Consider the following 19,040-nt stretch of genomic DNA (forward strand, 5'->3'; position numbering starts at 1 on the left):
TTAGCAGTGCTCACAAAGCCTACTTAGGGGGTAGGCAAACGGTTTCTCCAATCCGTTGTGAGTGATAGGGAATAGGGGCGACGCGGCTGCTGTAGGGGCACCGCGTCGTTTCCCGTTTTCGGGGGTAAAATCGGCGTCATCCCGCTCTTGGATTGGAGAACTATCGTGACTTCGGACCGTGATATCAAGCCGTTTGCTGCTAGCCGTGGCCCCAAGGTGACGTCCGGGGCTATCGTCGGGATGGCGTTAGCTAGTGGTCTGCTTCTCGGTGGGCTTGGCGCTGGGGCAACCCTTGCAGCGGTCGGCACTCCTGAGCGCTCCGACTACGTCATTCAGCCGGCCCAGCAGACCGTGAAGACGGACATTATGGATCCACATGACGTGCTCACTCCGGAGGAAGAAGAGCGCATGCTTCGCGATGTCTCCCGAATCGCCGCCCCCGATGTGGTTCAAAGCCTGCACTACATCGTCTTCGCTCGAAATCATGAAAACGTCAACGACACTGTGGAAGAGTACCTGCGGGACCAGCATCCAGAGCTCATTGGCAAGGACAAGTTCGCCGACGGCCACGTGTTCATCGGAGTGGGCCTCGACCCGCGTCAGTCCTTCGTCTTCGCGGGCGAGGATGTGGCTTCAGAACTGGATTTGCGTAAGGGTGACCGCCATTTGAGCCGCTCCGTCGAGGCCATCAAACCGGGCGTGCGGGATGGCAATATCCCCGCCGGGTTGTTCGCTGGCGCGTCCACCGCAATTGATGCTGAGCGTGCCGCCGATGCTCGGTTTGAAAGCGCCAAGGCGAGTCGTGTCGGCGGGGCCGTGGGACTCGGTGTGGGCGGACTTGCACTAGGAAGCGTTGCTGCAGGCACGGTTGGCGGAGTGCGCCGCAGCAAACAAAAGAAGGCACTGAAGGCGCGTGAGGATTGGGATTATGTGTCCCAGACGTACACCGATGTTGCACAGCGCCTGCAGTCCATTGATATCCGTGCCCATTCGCTGCAGTCGGGTTTGGTAGACGAGCGCATGCGTGAGGACTGGGAGGGGCTGCGCGATGACTTCCTAGCCATTGATCGTTCCGTTGGTTCCTTCATGTCAATCCCTGCCGATGCGCCGGATGAACAGTTTCGTTCGCGCGAGGAGAAAATCGCGCAGGCACGACTCATGTGTGAGCGCGTAGAAACGGCCGAGGCCAATCTGGAGAAGCTATACCGCGTTGAGAACGCCGACGTTGATGCCCGCCGCTATGAGCTCTATGAGTTGGGCAAGGATCTGGCGCAGGCGGGGTATGTGGCTTCCGATATTGATTCTGGGGCCGCGCGTCACGCTAAGGAGCTGGAAGATGCCGCCGTGGCGCTGTCCAACCAGCCGGATCATCCGCAGTTTATGGAGCGCTACCTGGAGATTCTCGACCGTTCTGCACTGTTGTCGGAGCACCTTCAGAGCCAGCTTCAGAAGCGCAACGAAGCCGACGAGCGCCCAGAGCGCACCCACATCTACGACTCCGACTTCTTTGCCGGTTCCGGCTACCACGGCTACGTGCCGTTCTACGTCGTGAGCACCTGGGATAGCGATGCCGTCGCCGTCCGCGATTCTAGCTCTGGCAGCAGCGGCGGCGGTGTCAACAGCAGCTTTAGCTCGGGCTTCTCCGGTTCGGGTGGCTCCTCCAGCTTCTAAGGAAGCAGAGGGCCAGGCCGGCAAGGTCGACTCACAATTCGGAATCCTGAACCCCCGCTCAAGAGTTGAAAAGCGGAAGCGCAAGCCCGAAAACTCAACATGAATCCTGTCCCCATAAGAAGCGCTAATCACGGCGGCCATGCTGTTACCGCTGACGCGGATGATGGGGAGCGCAACAACGATGGTGGTTTTCACCAAAAGCAAGCGTGTGTGTTGACCACGGCGATAGCTGTGGCAGAAATCATGGTAGGAAGCCCTGATGGTCGCACGACACTCACGACAACGGCGCACCCTCCGGTACAAGGGGGTCAGACTGGGGCGTTTCGGCGCACAACAAGACTAGGCTTAGCGACGTCTCTGGAGTTGAGCTTATAAACTAGGTGCATGGTGAATCCGAAAACGCAGTGCCGTCCTAGATCTCAGCGCGTTGGGATTAAGGCCCTTCTACATGGCGCTACTAGGCTTTATCAAGACATACAGAGCTTTATTAGGCGGCCTGCACTGCTCAGAAATTCAAGAGACGCCAACTCACTCCCGTGCATATTTGCACATTCTGGCGGAAACTTTACATCACAATCTACTCCCAGAGAGTTCACAGTGCTCTGGCAGCGGCTGACGTGCGTCTGACAGCTGCCGTTCACAATGGCAACACTGCAGCCTGTTCCTACACATACGCTGGAAAACATATTAAGTGCAGATAGATAAATGGTGGTAGTGTTCAGTATGCACTATAGGGCTGATCAATAGCTTAGCGTTGAAGTCGAGATTGGCTGCGGTGTGCTCAGCTTCGAAATCTGGCCTTGAACAGCAAGATCTCCGCTGAGCCAGGACATATCTTTCAAATGTGAAGAGGAATAATGAATATTTCAAGAAGTTTGCCCCGAAGGGGGTGGACGCTCTTAACCGCAATTCTTGCTACCGTTGCGGTGATAGCAGCTTTGCTGACCGTACCGTGGGGGAACGCCGGCGCTGCGGAGCCTAGCGAATTCAAGCCCAATACGACGCTAGGTAAAGAGTCCAAGAAGGAAGAAACCAACCCACAGCATTTCGCCGCGGACTATGACTGGGGCATGCTCGTTTGGGCGGGAAAGCCGGCTGGGCCCGGTTTTAACAACGGCGGATATAAAAATAATGACGTCGGCTGGGGCTGGTGTCTTAAGCCAATAGCTCACACTCCGCTTAATACGTTTGAAAAGTACGAAAAAAAGAACGCCACGAAACTTAAGTTTGACGAGGCCTACTATGACGTGGTGATTAATCTTGCGCGGAAGTTGGAAGCTGCGGCTGCTCGGGGGGACAGTGAATCGGCTGCCAAGGCTGCCAACTATTACGTTTACCTTCTGATGTTCCTCAATACCGACAGCAACTCAAAGTACTTGGCTCAGGAAACTATCAGAGGGAACAACCCGCTTGACAAGCAAGGGCAGGTAGCTTTTCCGAAATTTAGCGGAGACCTTGACGAATTTAAGAACTTAACTGGGTATAGCTTTACAGGCTCTGTGGATAATCCCCCCCAGTTCAATCCTCTGAAGTTTGTTAGGGAAACCTCGGTCGAGATTGAGAAGCAGCCTGCGGGTGCGTATATCACCGTTGTATACCCCAACAATAATCCCAATTCGAAGTCTCAACCTGTCATGACTGTGGATCAGCCGGGCCTGCCTGACGAGAACGGCGGAAGCGGTTCTAACCCGTCCACTAAGACGCCGTCGATTAGTACGAAGGTTGAGCAGCTTGGTGAGCATGAGGCTCTTAAGAAGGACACGGTTGTTACTGACCATGTTCACTATGAGGGTCTGGTTCCGGGTAAGGAATACGTTCTGAATGCGGAGCTGCGTAACAAGGCTGATGAGTCTGTTATTGGTAAGTCCAATCCTGACGAGCCGGTGAAGTTCACTCCGGAGTCTGCTTCGGGTGATGTTGATGTCAAGATCATTGTTAATGATGATGTTGAGGCTGGTTCTGTTAAGCAGGGTGTTGCCTATGAGTACTTGACGTCTACTGCGGTGGATGCGTCTGGTAAGGATTCCGAGTCTGGCGATAAGAATGACATTGCTAAGCACACGGATATCAATGACAAGGCTCAGACTGTTGATTCTCATGATGAGTTGAAGCCGTCGATTAGTACGAAGGTTGATCAGCTTGGTGAGCATGAGGCTCTGAAGTCTGGCACGGTTGTTACTGACCATGTTCACTATGAGGGTTTGGTTCCGGGTAAGGAATACGTTCTGAATGCGGAGCTGCGTAACAAGGCTGATGAGTCTGTTATTGGTAAGTCCAATCCTGACGAGCCGGTGAAGTTCACTCCGGAGTCTGCTTCGGGTGATGTTGATGTCAAGATCATTGTTAATGATGGTGTTGAGGCTGGTTCTGTTAAGCAGGGTGTTGCCTATGAGTACTTGACGTCTACTCAGGTGGATGCGTCTGGTAAGGATTCCGAGTCTGGCGATAAGAATGACATTGCTAAGCACACGGATATCAATGACAAGGCTCAGACTGTTGATTCTCATGATGAGTTGAAGCCGTCGATTAGTACGAAGGTTGATCAGCTTGGTGAGCATGAGGCTCTGAAGTCTGGCACGGTTGTTACTGACCATGTTCACTATGAGGGTTTGGTTCCGGGTAAGGAATACGTTCTGAATGCGGAGCTGCGTAACAAGGCTGATGAGTCTGTTATTGGTAAGTCCAATCCTGACGAGCCGGTGAAGTTCACTCCGGAGTCTGCTTCGGGTGATGTTGATGTCAAGATCATTGTTAATGATGGTGTTGAGGCTGGTTCTGTTAAGCAGGGTGTTGCCTATGAGTACTTGACGTCTACTCAGGTGGATGCGTCTGGTAAGGATTCCGAGTCTGGCGATAAGAATGACATTGCTAAGCACACGGATATCAATGACAAGGCTCAGACTGTTGATTCTCATGATGAGTTGAAGCCGTCGATTAGTACGAAGGTTGATCAGCTTGGTGAGCATGAGGCTCTGAAGTCTGGCACGGTTGTTACTGACCATGTTCACTATGAGGGTTTGGTTCCGGGTAAGGAATACGTTCTGAATGCGGAGCTGCGTAACAAGGCTGATGAGTCTGTTATTGGTAAGTCCAATCCTGACGAGCCGGTGAAGTTCACTCCGGAGTCTGCTTCGGGTGATGTTGATGTCAAGATCATTGTTAATGATGGTGTTGAGGCTGGTTCTGTTAAGCAGGGTGTTGCCTATGAGTACTTGACGTCTACTCAGGTGGATGCGTCTGGTAAGGATTCCGAGTCTGGCGATAAGAATGACATTGCTAAGCACACGGATATCAATGACAAGGCTCAGACTGTTGATTCTCATGATGAGTTGAAGCCGTCGATTAGTACGAAGGTTGATCAGCTTGGTGAGCATGAGGCTCTGAAGTCTGGCACGGTTGTTACTGACCATGTTCACTATGAGGGTTTGGTTCCGGGTAAGGAATACGTTCTGAATGCGGAGCTGCGTAACAAGGCTGATGAGTCTGTTATTGGTAAGTCCAATCCTGACGAGCCGGTGAAGTTCACTCCGGAGTCTGCTTCGGGTGATGTTGATGTCAAGATCATTGTTAATGATGGTGTTGAGGCTGGTTCTGTTAAGCAGGGTGTTGCCTATGAGTACTTGACGTCTACTCAGGTGGATGCGTCTGGTAAGGATTCCGAGTCTGGCGATAAGAATGACATTGCTAAGCACACGGATATCAATGACAAGGCTCAGACTGTTGATTCTCATGATGAGTTGAAGCCGTCGATTAGTACGAAGGTTGATCAGCTTGGTGAGCATGAGGCTCTGAAGTCTGGCACGGTTGTTACTGACCATGTTCACTATGAGGGTTTGGTTCCGGGTAAGGAATACGTTCTGAATGCGGAGCTGCGTAACAAGGCTGATGAGTCTGTTATTGGTAAGTCCAATCCTGACGAGCCGGTGAAGTTCACTCCGGAGTCTGCTTCGGGTGATGTTGATGTCAAGATCATTGTTAATGATGGTGTTGAGGCTGGTTCTGTTAAGCAGGGTGTTGCCTATGAGTACTTGACGTCTACTCAGGTGGATGCGTCTGGTAAGGATTCCGAGTCTGGCGATAAGAATGACATTGCTAAGCACACGGATATCAATGACAAGGCTCAGACTGTTGATTCTCATGATGAGTTGAAGCCGTCGATTAGTACGAAGGTTGATCAGCTTGGTGAGCATGAGGCTCTGAAGTCTGGCACGGTTGTTACTGACCATGTTCACTATGAGGGTTTGGTTCCGGGTAAGGAATACGTTCTGAATGCGGAGCTGCGTAACAAGGCTGATGAGTCTGTTATTGGTAAGTCCAATCCTGACGAGCCGGTGAAGTTCACTCCGGAGTCTGCTTCGGGTGATGTTGATGTCAAGATCATTGTTAATGATGGTGTTGAGGCTGGTTCTGTTAAGCAGGGTGTTGCCTATGAGTACTTGACGTCTACTCAGGTGGATGCGTCTGGTAAGGATTCCGAGTCTGGCGATAAGAATGACATTGCTAAGCACACGGATATCAATGACAAGGCTCAGACTGTTGATTCTCATGATGAGTTGAAGCCGTCGATTAGTACGAAGGTTGATCAGCTTGGTGAGCATGAGGCTCTGAAGTCTGGCACGGTTGTTACTGACCATGTTCACTATGAGGGTTTGGTTCCGGGTAAGGAATACGTTCTGAATGCGGAGCTGCGTAACAAGGCTGATGAGTCTGTTATTGGTAAGTCCAATCCTGACGAGCCGGTGAAGTTCACTCCGGAGTCTGCTTCGGGTGATGTTGATGTCAAGATCATTGTTAATGATGGTGTTGAGGCTGGTTCTGTTAAGCAGGGTGTTGCCTATGAGTACTTGACGTCTACTCAGGTGGATGCGTCTGGTAAGGATTCCGAGTCTGGCGATAAGAATGACATTGCTAAGCACACGGATATCAATGACAAGGCTCAGACTGTTGATTCTCATGATGAGTTGAAGCCGTCGATTAGTACGAAGGTTGATCAGCTTGGTGAGCATGAGGCTCTGAAGTCTGGCACGGTTGTTACTGACCATGTTCACTATGAGGGTTTGGTTCCGGGTAAGGAATACGTTCTGAATGCGGAGCTGCGTAACAAGGCTGATGAGTCTGTTATTGGTAAGTCCAATCCTGACGAGCCGGTGAAGTTCACTCCGGAGTCTGCTTCGGGTGATGTTGATGTCAAGATCATTGTTAATGATGGTGTTGAGGCTGGTTCTGTTAAGCAGGGTGTTGCCTATGAGTACTTGACGTCTACTCAGGTGGATGCGTCTGGTAAGGATTCCGAGTCTGGCGATAAGAATGACATTGCTAAGCACACGGATATCAATGACAAGGCTCAGACTGTTGATTCTCATGATGAGTTGAAGCCGTCGATTAGTACGAAGGTTGATCAGCTTGGTGAGCATGAGGCTCTGAAGTCTGGCACGGTTGTTACTGACCATGTTCACTATGAGGGTTTGGTTCCGGGTAAGGAATACGTTCTGAATGCGGAGCTGCGTAACAAGGCTGATGAGTCTGTTATTGGTAAGTCCAATCCTGACGAGCCGGTGAAGTTCACTCCGGAGTCTGCTTCGGGTGATGTTGATGTCAAGATCATTGTTAATGATGGTGTTGAGGCTGGTTCTGTTAAGCAGGGTGTTGCCTATGAGTACTTGACGTCTACTCAGGTGGATGCGTCTGGTAAGGATTCCGAGTCTGGCGATAAGAATGACATTGCTAAGCACACGGATATCAATGACAAGGCTCAGACTGTTGATTCTCATGATGAGTTGAAGCCGTCGATTAGTACGAAGGTTGATCAGCTTGGTGAGCATGAGGCTCTGAAGTCTGGCACGGTTGTTACTGACCATGTTCACTATGAGGGTTTGGTTCCGGGTAAGGAATACGTTCTGAATGCGGAGCTGCGTAACAAGGCTGATGAGTCTGTTATTGGTAAGTCCAATCCTGACGAGCCGGTGAAGTTCACTCCGGAGTCTGCTTCGGGTGATGTTGATGTCAAGATCATTGTTAATGATGGTGTTGAGGCTGGTTCTGTTAAGCAGGGTGTTGCCTATGAGTACTTGACGTCTACTCAGGTGGATGCGTCTGGTAAGGATTCCGAGTCTGGCGATAAGAATGACATTGCTAAGCACACGGATATCAATGACAAGGCTCAGACTGTTGATTCTCATGATGAGTTGAAGCCGTCGATTAGTACGAAGGTTGATCAGCTTGGTGAGCATGAGGCTCTGAAGTCTGGCACGGTTGTTACTGACCATGTTCACTATGAGGGTTTGGTTCCGGGTAAGGAATACGTTCTGAATGCGGAGCTGCGTAACAAGGCTGATGAGTCTGTTATTGGTAAGTCCAATCCTGACGAGCCGGTGAAGTTCACTCCGGAGTCTGCTTCGGGTGATGTTGATGTCAAGATCATTGTTAATGATGGTGTTGAGGCTGGTTCTGTTAAGCAGGGTGTTGCCTATGAGTACTTGACGTCTACTGCGGTGGATGCGTCTGGTAAGGATTCCGAGTCTGGCGATAAGAATGACATTGCTAAGCACACGGATATCAATGACAAGGCTCAGACTGTTGATTCTCATGATGAGTTGAAGCCGTCGATTAGTACGAAGGTTGATCAGCTTGGTGAGCATGAGGCTCTGAAGTCTGGCACGGTTGTTACTGACCATGTTCACTATGAGGGTTTGGTTCCGGGTAAGGAATACGTTCTGAATGCGGAGCTGCGTAACAAGGCTGATGAGTCTGTTATTGGTAAGTCCAATCCTGACGAGCCGGTGAAGTTCACTCCGGAGTCTGCTTCGGGTGATGTTGATGTCAAGATCATTGTTAATGATGGTGTTGAGGCTGGTTCTGTTAAGCAGGGTGTTGCCTATGAGTACTTGACGTCTACTCAGGTGGATGCGTCTGGTAAGGATTCCGAGTCTGGCGATAAGAATGACATTGCTAAGCACACGGATATCAATGACAAGGCTCAGACTGTTGATTCTCATGATGAGTTGAAGCCGTCGATTAGTACGAAGGTTGATCAGCTTGGTGAGCATGAGGCTCTGAAGTCTGGCACGGTTGTTACTGACCATGTTCACTATGAGGGTTTGGTTCCGGGTAAGGAATACGTTCTGAATGCGGAGCTGCGTAACAAGGCTGATGAGTCTGTTATTGGTAAGTCCAATCCTGACGAGCCGGTGAAGTTCACTCCGGAGTCTGCTTCGGGTGATGTTGATGTCAAGATCATTGTTAATGATGGTGTTGAGGCTGGTTCTGTTAAGCAGGGTGTTGCCTATGAGTACTTGACGTCTACTGCGGTGGATGCGTCTGGTAAGGATTCCGAGTCTGGCGATAAGAATGACATTGCTAAGCACACGGATATCAATGACAAGGCTCAGACTGTTGATTCTCATGATGAGTTGAAGCCGTCGATTAGTACGAAGGTTGATCAGCTTGGTGAGCATGAGGCTCTGAAGTCTGGCACGGTTGTTACTGACCATGTTCACTATGAGGGTTTGGTTCCGGGTAAGGAATACGTTCTGAATGCGGAGCTGCGTAACAAGGCTGATGAGTCTGTTATTGGTAAGTCCAATCCTGACGAGCCGGTGAAGTTCACTCCGGAGTCTGCTTCGGGTGATGTTGATGTCAAGATCATTGTTAATGATGGTGTTGAGGCTGGTTCTGTTAAGCAGGGTGTTGCCTATGAGTACTTGACGTCTACTCAGGTGGATGCGTCTGGTAAGGATTCCGAGTCTGGCGATAAGAATGACATTGCTAAGCACACGGATATCAATGACAAGGCTCAGACTGTTGATTCTCATGATGAGTTGAAGCCGTCGATTAGTACGAAGGTTGATCAGCTTGGTGAGCATGAGGCTCTGAAGTCTGGCACGGTTGTTACTGACCATGTTCACTATGAGGGTTTGGTTCCGGGTAAGGAATACGTTCTGAATGCGGAGCTGCGTAACAAGGCTGATGAGTCTGTTATTGGTAAGTCCAATCCTGACGAGCCGGTGAAGTTCACTCCGGAGTCTGCTTCGGGTGATGTTGATGTCAAGATCATTGTTAATGATGGTGTTGAGGCTGGTTCTGTTAAGCAGGGTGTTGCCTATGAGTACTTGACGTCTACTCAGGTGGATGCGTCTGGTAAGGATTCCGAGTCTGGCGATAAGAATGACATTGCTAAGCACACGGATATCAATGACAAGGCTCAGACTGTTGATTCTCATGATGAGTTGAAGCCGTCGATTAGTACGAAGGTTGATCAGCTTGGTGAGCATGAGGCTCTGAAGTCTGGCACGGTTGTTACTGACCATGTTCACTATGAGGGTTTGGTTCCGGGTAAGGAATACGTTCTGAATGCGGAGCTGCGTAACAAGGCTGATGAGTCTGTTATTGGTAAGTCCAATCCTGACGAGCCGGTGAAGTTCACTCCGGAGTCTGCTTCGGGTGATGTTGATGTCAAGATCATTGTTAATGATGGTGTTGAGGCTGGTTCTGTTAAGCAGGGTGTTGCCTATGAGTACTTGACGTCTACTCAGGTGGATGCGTCTGGTAAGGATTCCGAGTCTGGCGATAAGAATGACATTGCTAAGCACACGGATATCAATGACAAGGCTCAGACTGTTGATTCTCATGATGAGTTGAAGCCGTCGATTAGTACGAAGGTTGATCAGCTTGGTGAGCATGAGGCTCTGAAGTCTGGCACGGTTGTTACTGACCATGTTCACTATGAGGGTTTGGTTCCGGGTAAGGAATACGTTCTGAATGCGGAGCTGCGTAACAAGGCTGATGAGTCTGTTATTGGTAAGTCCAATCCTGACGAGCCGGTGAAGTTCACTCCGGAGTCTGCTTCGGGTGATGTTGATGTCAAGATCATTGTTAATGATGGTGTTGAGGCTGGTTCTGTTAAGCAGGGTGTTGCCTATGAGTACTTGACGTCTACTCAGGTGGATGCGTCTGGTAAGGATTCCGAGTCTGGCGATAAGAATGACATTGCTAAGCACACGGATATCAATGACAAGGCTCAGACTGTTGATTCTCATGATGAGTTGAAGCCGTCGATTAGTACGAAGGTTGATCAGCTTGGTGAGCATGAGGCTCTGAAGTCTGGCACGGTTGTTACTGACCATGTTCACTATGAGGGTTTGGTTCCGGGTAAGGAATACGTTCTGAATGCGGAGCTGCGTAACAAGGCTGATGAGTCTGTTATTGGTAAGTCCAATCCTGACGAGCCGGTGAAGTTCACTCCGGAGTCTGCTTCGGGTGATGTTGATGTCAAGATCATTGTTAATGATGGTGTTGAGGCTGGTTCTGTTAAGCAGGGTGTTGCCTATGAGTACTTGACGTCTACTCAGGTGGATGCGTCTGGTAAGGATTCCGAGTCTGGCGATAAGAATGACATTGCTAAGCACACGGATATCAATGACAAGGCTCAGACTGTTGATTCTCATGATGAGTTGAAGCCTGAGCCGAGTGAGTCTACGTCGTCGGACAAGACGCCTGAGCCGAGTGAGTCTACGTCGTCGGACAAGACGCCTGAGCCGAGTGAGTCTACGTCGTCGGACAAGACGCCTGAGCCGAGTGAGTCTACGACGACCACTAAGACGCCTGAGCCGGGTGAGTCTACGACGACCACTAAGACGCCTGAGCCGGGTGAGTCTACGACGACCACTAAGACGCCTGAGCCGGGTGAGTCTACGACGACCACTAAGACGCCTGAGCCGGGTGAGTCTACGACGACCACTAAGACGCCTGAGCCGGGTGAGTCTACGACGACCACTAAGACGCCTGAGCCGGGTGAGTCTACGACGACCACTAAGACGCCCGAGCCGGGTAAGCCTTCCGATACCCCGGACGACAGCCACGGCAATGGCGATGGCCACAACGGTTCCAGCAAGTCTGACCTGGCGTGGTGGCTGCTGCTCATCCCGGGTCTGGGTCTCGTCAAGATCATTGCCGACGGTTTCGATGGCGGCCATGATGGCGGTCATAACGCCAACGATGGCGACCACGATGGTGGCAATGACCACGGTGACGTGACCGAGGACAACGACCGTGACAACGACGTCAAGGACGAGTCTGTCGAGGACACCGGTCGCGGTGACCGTGATAAGAATGCCCTGGACGCTACTGCGCCGGAGGACGCTGGCCAGCCGCTGCCGTCCAACGCCGAGCGTGTCGAAATCAAGCACGTACCGTCTGGTGCGACCAAGCTTGAACCGGGCATGCAGAGCTACATTAAGTAGCCTGTAGCGCTAGCAGAACCTGGGTTCTGCAGGAAGCCCTCCAGTATGTGTATGCACACTGGAGGGCTTCTTCGTATATTCGTTAAACGCTTGTGCCTAGCCAGCGGTGAGCAATGCGTCGTACTGTATGCGCTTTTCGATGCCGCTAAAGCTCGCCTTGGTGGCGTCCTGCTGGACCTTGCGGGAGTGCTTGAGCTGGTCTCAGGTGTCCTCCTTGCCGAGACGCACCGCCTCCGTGAGGGTGGACAATGTTCCCCAGGCGGCGACAATCATGTGCGCGGTTTCATCGCTGTTGGCGTCAACGCGCGCCATGGAGAAGATATTGTTGACCTTTTTGACTGCTTCCTCGAATGCGGTGCGCAGCGGTGAGCGCGGCTCACCAAGAAGAACCGTGAATTCAGGCACGTTTAGTGGGCCTGCTTTACCTTCAGTGACGCTCTGGTCGTCTTCTGCGGCCCGTTTGGGGCAATGGCCACTCCCGCTAGGGTGACGCCTGTGAGGAGGTTGTCGGCGGCGTCAAGCTCAGTGATATGCAGATTCGGCGCCAGCACGCCACACAGCATGGCGCGGCGCGAAACGTCGGCGTCGTGGGGTTGCCCGTAAATCGTTGGCCTATGTAATGATCTGGGAGAGGAACTCCCAGGCATGGCGATACTTCAGCTCATGTGCCTTGAAGTCTTTGGCGCGCTCGCGGGTGTCCTTATCAGCAGAGGCTCTTTCGGCGCGCCAGCGACTTAGGAGCTTATCTGCGGCCCCACGTAGCTTCTCTGAACTCAAGCTAGCCATGTAGGCTTCAGCAACTTTATTCATCTCGTCTGGGTCATAGTAGCCCGCGGTATCGAGTTCATCTGCCAGCATGTGAAGGGATTTGGGGTCAATGTCCGTATCAATCGAAGCGCCTTGGTAGTAGCGCTTTAAACCGGCCTCAATGAGTTCTGGTTTGTTGATGGAGTCCACAGCCATCGGCGCTGGCTTGTTCGGGTAGATGTGGTTCAAGCGGGCCAAGGACTGGACCGTGGACACCCCGGAGACGTGCTTGTCCACGTACATTGCGCACAGGCACGGCTAGTTGAATCCCGTCTGGAACTTGTTGGCCACAACGAGTGTTCAGAAGATTGAAATGGTAGCGGTGTGGTGAGTATCTGGTAGCGCCTGAGTGAGTATCCGGTAGCGGTGTCTCACTCAGGCGTTGTTGGTGGTTATGCGTGGGTGGTCAGTCTCATGTTTGGTCCTTCGAGTGTGATGATCTCGGCGCCGGAGACGAGTCGGTTGAGGATTGACTCGGAGATCACGGTGTCGGGGATGGACTTGTACCACTCCTGCGGGGTGAATTGTGAGGTCACAATTGTTGACACTTTGCCTTCACGCCCGGCGAGGATGTTGAGAATTTGGTGCGCGGTTGCGGCATTAATGGGTGTGGTGAGGAAGTCATCTAGGACCAGGACGTCGACGTCGTGGAGGTGTTGGATGAACTTCAGCCGTATGGGGTCATCGGGTTGTAGGACTGCTAGTTCGGCGGCGAGCATGTCGGTGCGGTAGAACCGTGCGGAGTAGTCGTTGCGGCATGCTGCTGTGATCAGTGCTTGGGCGAGGTAGGTTTTGCCGACTGAGGATTTGCCCAGGATGACAATGTTTTGGCCCAGGTGGCACCATTGTCCGTGAGCGAGTCTGCTGACTTGCTCGGGGTTGATGTTGCGGTCAGGTGTGCAGACCACGTTTTCAAGGCAAGCATCAAGGTTTGGCGATCGGGATGCTTTCAGCAGTTTGTTGATGCGTCGTTCACACCTGGCCGCGACTTCTTTATCGAGTGCGTAAAGCACTTTTTGGGAAAACGTCCATGCGTCGAATGCGGGGTCGTTGGCGATGTCGATGACGCTTCTGCCGAAGGCAGTCATCCGCAGCGCGGTGAAGTCGGCCAGGACGGATTCATCAAGGAAGCGATCTGTTGGCGGGGTTGGTGATGACATGGGCTTTAGTTTCCTTTCTGAATGAGGTTGTCCATGCTGAACTGTTCTGCACCGCCGAGAAACGCGCCGGTGGTATCCCGGTCGGAGGGTGCTGTGCCGGTGGGCTGGTTGGTTGTGGTGCTGCGCGGGAGCTGGTCTAGACCGCGGGGCCGTGTGGCGTGTTCTTTGCGTACGACGGCCATCATGTTTTTGACCGCGGTATAGGACACCGCCCGTCGGCTGTCGTCGTTGGCGGTCAGGCGCTGGCATGCCTCTTCCAGGATTGGTTTGTTGCCGTGTTTGCCCATTGACAGAACGTTTCTGCAGGACTGGTATGCCTGGGCCGGGATGGCTTTCGCCGCGATGAGTTCTTCGATGACCTTGCGTGTTGCCGGGCCGGTTTTGCTGGCTTCACGGTAAAAGTAGTCGCTTGTCCACAGTCCACGGGTGGAGTCCATTCCAGATGGAATGTGCTCATAGTCAGTGACATAGGCCCCACGCTTTTGCGAAACCCGGTGGGTTGCCACGGTTGTTCCCTGGTCAAAGACGGTCAAGACTTGCCCGGTGATGCGTACATCGACAGTGCGGCCAACAAGCTGGTGTGGGACGGAGTAGCGCACGGTTGAAACCGTGATATGGAAATCTGGGGCCACTTTCGCGCGCTTCCACTCGGTGTGTTGCCACGGGGTTTCCGGCAGGTCAGCAAGGAGATGTTGCTCGTGTTCTTCAAAGAGATCCCTGCGGCTTGACTGCTGACTGCGAAACGGCACGGAGGTGTTGATCGCGTCGACTAAGCCCACAATCTTTCCGTTGAGCTCGTCTAAGTCAACACACTGGTGGCCATCGAGCGCGTGGATGACTTTGTGCGTGACGATCTTTACCGCAGCTTCCACATTCGCTTTATCCTTCGGCCGACGCGCACGAGTGGGAAGTGCTGCTGTGTTGTAGTGCTCCAAGAACTGCTGGTAGGTGTCGTTGACCTTCCGATTCCTATCGGCAGTGCTGATCGCGTTCGACGCCGTCGATGCGTTATCGGGTACAACAACCTGGCAGACCCCGCCGAAGTAGTCAAACGCTTGGCGGTGGGCATCAAGCCAGGACTGCTGCCGCTGGTCAACACACGCACAGGCAAACAGCATCCCTGAATACGGCAGCGAGGCGACGAAAATGCTGACTTTCTCACCCGGTGTGCCGGAAGGGGCGTACAGGCGCATTCTGGTCCCTGCCCAATCCACCTGCATCGTATGCCCTGGTGCGTGAGTGATCCGGGCGGTCAGCCCGGCCGCATCGACATGGGAGGCAACCAGCTGGCGGAACCGGTCGTAGCTGTAGTGCCGCTGGCCCGGCTGGGCGGGGGTGGTAGTGTAGCGAGTCCACAATACTTGCAGTGTCTGCTTCGCACGCCCTGTGCGTGCTTTAACGACCGCGTCAAAGTCAATCGGGACGAATTCGCCTTGCCCGCTGGTGCGTTTATCAACGAATATCTCATCCAGCTCGTCATTCGTCAACGCCGCGACCTGCTGGGCAGTGGTCAGGCCAAGGCTTCGCAGCGCTTGGTTCGCTCGGGAAATCGCGCGGTGCGAGCACCCGAGCTGGTCTTCAATCTGGCGGTAAGAACGCTTCCCTAAAAGCAGCGTCATCACCGCACGGTAATCCGTCATCAGCGGACTCCTTCCAGTACACGCCGCACCCGGATGGTGCGACTACCGGAAGTATCATCCCGAGCGCCCTGAGCTGCTACCAGATACTCACTAAAGCGCTACCAGATAGTCACGACGCTGCTACCAAATAGCCGGTCGCAACAACGAGCACGCGGTAGTGGGCCCGACCCTCGACGTGTCCACTTTCCGGGGGTCAGGTCCGTAATACCTTCAATGTGCTCCTCACCCACAGACCGAAGATAGCCCTTAACCTAGCCTTTCTTGCTTACTTGGGCGGTAGTGCAGAAAGAGGGAGCTGTCGTGGGGTGCATCACGTCGCGCAAGTCGCACGTGGGAGGTGGAGTCGAAGTAAACTCAACCTTACAGAGTAAGGCTCGTTTTGACGGTGAGGTGATCCACCCCATGTTTGGCCGAATGCTTCGCAACGATGTCCTCCGAAATCCGGTGTTGACCTTTGCGGTTGCGGCCCTCATGGCGATCTCGGTCGCGCTGGCGACAGCAAGTGCCGGCCTCATCGCGCAATTGGGCGGGGCAGCCGATGCTTTGCTCGACCAAGCGCGGGCACCACACCTCGTGCAGATGCATGCGGGGGACGTCGATAAGCACAGCATTGACAGGTTTGCCCAGGACACCCCGAATGTCACCGACCACCAGGTAGTCGAACTGCTGACGCTTAACAGCTCCGACCTTGTCTTCGCTGGTGTGGACCAACGCGATAACGTCCAACAGAACTCACTCGTTGTTCCGCCGAAGAGTGGGGACCTCTTGCTCAATGAGGACAACCAGCCCATTGACGCGGTAGAGCCCGGCACCGCCATCATGCCGATCATGTACAAAATTGAGGGCTCCCTGCAGGTAGGGGACGTTGTGGAGATCGGCACCGGGCCCAGCGCGCGGTCCTTGACGGTTGTAGGTTTCACGAGGGATTCAATCATGAATCCACCGATTGCCGGCTCCAAGCGCATCGCGGTCAACGACGCGGATTTCATGGATATCGCTCGCAACTACGGCACGCGAGAGTACCTCATCGAGTTGTGGGTCCAGGACCCGGATACCCAGATCCCAACGGTGAGCACCGCATACATGGATGCTGGATTACCGAATAATGGCCCTACGGTGGACCGTGCTACCTTCCGTATGTTCATTGCAGTGGGCGAGGGGTTTAGTGCCGGAGCGATCATCTTGGCGTCGTTGCTTCTTCTCATCGTGGGGTTGCTCGTTCTGCGCTTGTCGTTTTTGACAACGTTGCGCCACGACGCCAAGGAGATTGGCGTGCTCAGCGCTATTGGCGTACCCACAAGCAGGATTCGGCGGCTGTATTTAGTGAAATACGCTGCGCTAGCTGCTATCGCTGCCATCGTGGGGTTGGCACTTGGTCTGGGGTTGCTACCCCTAATGACGCAGCGGTTATCTGCCTACCAAGGCGTACAACATGGTGGGGCGGGCGTGGCCGGCGCGATGTGTGGCGCGCTGCTGATGTTTGTTCTTACCGTTCTGTTTGTTCTCGTCATGTTGCGCAGGGTGGGACGCAAGAGCGCCGTGGAGGCGCTCCGAACAGGAGGCACACAGGAGGTTGGCAGGGGACCGCGCCTTAGCCTCGCTACGGCGAAGCGGACACCGACAAATATTCGTCTGGGCCTTATAGCGCTGCTGCGTGGACTGAGCACGCACGTCCTTCTCTTCTGCGTACTGGTTATTTCCACCTTCATCGTCATTGTGCCCACCGCTGCGGCCAACACAGCCAATGATCCGCGGTTCAGCACCTATATGGGCATTGCGCAGGCAGACATCTACTTTGGCTGGCGTTCGGAATCGCCTGCGGATGCGGACATTGCTCACGACATTGACGCCACCCTGCACCACGCCGATTCCGTGGCTGACCACGTCCTCACCACCACGTCCCGTCACGATGTGCTTGCGGCTTCCGGAGAACGCATCAGCATGAACATTGTCAGCGGCGACCACGACACCATGTCCACCGCCTATGTCGAAGGCCGTGCACCACATAACCCTGGCGAGATCGCGCTGCCGCTGATGTCCTTGAGTTCAACGGGATACGTCGTGGGAGAGAAGATTCCCGTTGATGTGCAGGGTGAACTGAAACCCTTGACCATCGTCGGTTCATACCAGGACATCACCAACGGCGGTAAGACTGCCAAGGCGCTGCTGGATACCAAGCCGGAAGATGTCACGTGGTACACGGTGCTGGTTGACCTTCAACCTGGCGTTGAGCCTGAGGAGGTGTTGGAGGAGTGGTCTCACCGTTGGCCTAAAGCTAACCCCGTCGCTTTGGAGACCATGGCAGAGCAAACCTTCGGACCTGTCGCCCAGTCTCTGCGAACCGTGGCCCTGATTATCCTGGCCACAGCGGCACTGCTTGCGGCTCTGATCACGCTGATGTTCGTGCGTATGCTCATTGCTACCGACTCCACGCCGATTGCCATTCAGCGCGCGTTGGGCAACACGGACGACGGTATCCGTACTCAGTACCTCACTCGGACTCTCTCCGTACTCGCGTGTGCGGTTCCGATGGGAATGGTGTTGGCCCTTATCGCCGGGGAGGGCGTGTTCAACCTCGGAATGGAACTCATCTTCGGCGGGATGGAGGCGGCCGGCCAAGGTGGCAGCCAGATTCAGCTCATGGTTAATCCCTGGCTGGTGTATGGTCTTGTTCCCCTCGTTCTTTCTCTTTCGGTTGCCGCTGCCACGTGGCTAGGTAGCCGCTCCATCAGCCGTACCCATATCACGGAGGTGACCGCACAATGACAACCCTTCTGTCCGCCCGCAACGTAACCAAGGCTTTCGGCGATAACACCGTGCTTCACGGAATTAGCGTTGACATTGATGCCGGGGACATGGTGGCCATTACCGGGCCTTCTGGCTCAGGAAAGTCCACTCTGCTGTATGCGCTTAGTGGCATGGATAGCGTCACCTCTGGGCGCGTCATACTCGGCGGCGAAGACCTCACCCAGCTCAGTCAGAGGGAGCTGGCGCGACTGCGACTGACACAGATGGGCTTTGTCTTCCAACATATCCACCTGCTCACGAACCTCAACGTGCTCGACAACGTCATTTTTCCGGCCTTCCTTGCCGGCCTTGCGCCGCGGGATGAGCTTGTGGAACGCGCACACGAACTCATGCAGCACTTGGGCGTAGAATCCCTAGCGAGCCGCGACATCACCGAAGCCTCGGGCGGCCAACTCCAACGTGTCGGCATCTGCCGCGCGCTGATCAATGAACCGCGCATCATTTTCGCTGATGAGCCCACGGGTGCTCTGGACAGTGAGAATAGCCGCCAAGTGATGGACATCTTCCGTGATATCAACTCTGCGGGCACGACGATTGTCATGGTTACTCACGATGAGGACATTGCGTCCTCGAGTCCCCGCCGAGTTCACCTTGTAGACGGGCTCGTAGACTACGACACCCGGACGGACGAACAATAAAACAATGAAAGGGGGGCGCCACGATCCTTAGAATCTGGGTAAAGGGGCAAAACGACGAAAACCCGCAGTTTCCTGCGG

8 protein-coding genes are annotated in these 19,040 nt (G+C 53.6%); 4 read left to right on the plus strand and 4 right to left on the minus strand.

What is annotated here, in order from left to right; genetic code table 11:
- Nucleotides 1-165: 165 nt before the first annotated feature.
- The gene (locus tag ACLI1P_RS00995; protein WP_411709202.1) at nt 166-1,671 is read left to right on the plus strand and encodes a DUF5129 domain-containing protein; all 1,506 of its coding nucleotides are present in this window, start codon (nt 166-168) and stop codon (nt 1,669-1,671) included.
- Nucleotides 1,672-3,170: 1,499 nt separating this feature from the next.
- A complete protein-coding gene (locus ACLI1P_RS01000) occupies nt 3,171-11,909 on the plus strand; it encodes a VaFE repeat-containing surface-anchored protein (RefSeq protein WP_411709203.1) in 8,739 nt (2,912 codons plus the stop codon).
- 201 nt (nt 11,910-12,110) lie between these two features.
- On the opposite strand, the gene ACLI1P_RS01005 is transcribed toward ACLI1P_RS01000, so the two are convergent.
- From ACLI1P_RS01005 to istA, 4 genes are all read right to left on the minus strand, one after another.
- Nucleotides 12,111-12,314 (minus strand): hypothetical protein, encoded by a 204-nt coding sequence (locus tag ACLI1P_RS01005; RefSeq protein ID WP_411709204.1) that lies wholly within the window; start codon nt 12,312-12,314, stop codon nt 12,111-12,113.
- A gap of 207 nt (nt 12,315-12,521) precedes the next feature.
- Complete coding sequence (locus tag ACLI1P_RS01010) at nt 12,522-12,959, minus strand: hypothetical protein (protein WP_411709205.1); 438 nt, start codon at nt 12,957-12,959, stop codon at nt 12,522-12,524.
- A gap of 149 nt (nt 12,960-13,108) precedes the next feature.
- A complete protein-coding gene (locus tag ACLI1P_RS01015) occupies nt 13,109-13,876 on the minus strand; it encodes an ATP-binding protein (protein ID WP_411708720.1) in 768 nt (255 codons plus the stop codon).
- Between the two features lie 5 nt (nt 13,877-13,881).
- Nucleotides 13,882-15,516, minus strand: a complete 1,635-nt coding sequence (istA, locus tag ACLI1P_RS01020; RefSeq protein WP_411709206.1) for an IS21 family transposase — start codon at nt 15,514-15,516, stop codon at nt 13,882-13,884.
- Between the two features lie 414 nt (nt 15,517-15,930).
- On the opposite strand from istA, the gene ACLI1P_RS01025 reads away from it, so the two are divergent.
- Nucleotides 15,931-18,282: an FtsX-like permease family protein gene (locus ACLI1P_RS01025; protein WP_411709207.1), complete on the plus strand. Its 2,352-nt coding sequence runs from the start codon at nt 15,931-15,933 to the stop codon at nt 18,280-18,282.
- Nucleotides 18,279-18,962, plus strand: coding sequence for an ABC transporter ATP-binding protein (locus ACLI1P_RS01030; protein WP_296135196.1), 684 nt, complete (start codon nt 18,279-18,281; stop codon nt 18,960-18,962). The genes ACLI1P_RS01025 and ACLI1P_RS01030 overlap by 4 nt, the downstream gene beginning before the upstream one ends.
- The last annotated feature ends 78 nt before the right edge of the window (nt 18,963-19,040 follow it).

The organism is Corynebacterium tardum, from assembly GCF_046717785.1.
In the GTDB taxonomy this organism is placed as follows: Bacteria; Actinomycetota; Actinomycetes; order Mycobacteriales; family Mycobacteriaceae; genus Corynebacterium.

Excerpts from the sequence above, each read along its gene's own strand:
- ACLI1P_RS01025 (WP_411709207.1), top strand. The coding sequence starts at position 15,931 with ATGCTTCGCAACGATGTCCTCCGAAATCCGGTGTTGACCTTTGCGGTT.
- ACLI1P_RS01015 (WP_411708720.1), bottom strand. The coding sequence starts at position 13,876 with ATGTCATCACCAACCCCGCCAACAGATCGCTTCCTTGATGAATCCGTC.
- ACLI1P_RS01030 (WP_296135196.1), top strand. The coding sequence starts at position 18,279 with ATGACAACCCTTCTGTCCGCCCGCAACGTAACCAAGGCTTTCGGCGAT.
- istA (WP_411709206.1), bottom strand. The coding sequence starts at position 15,516 with ATGACGGATTACCGTGCGGTGATGACGCTGCTTTTAGGGAAGCGTTCT.
- ACLI1P_RS01010 (WP_411709205.1), bottom strand. The coding sequence starts at position 12,959 with ATGTACGTGGACAAGCACGTCTCCGGGGTGTCCACGGTCCAGTCCTTG.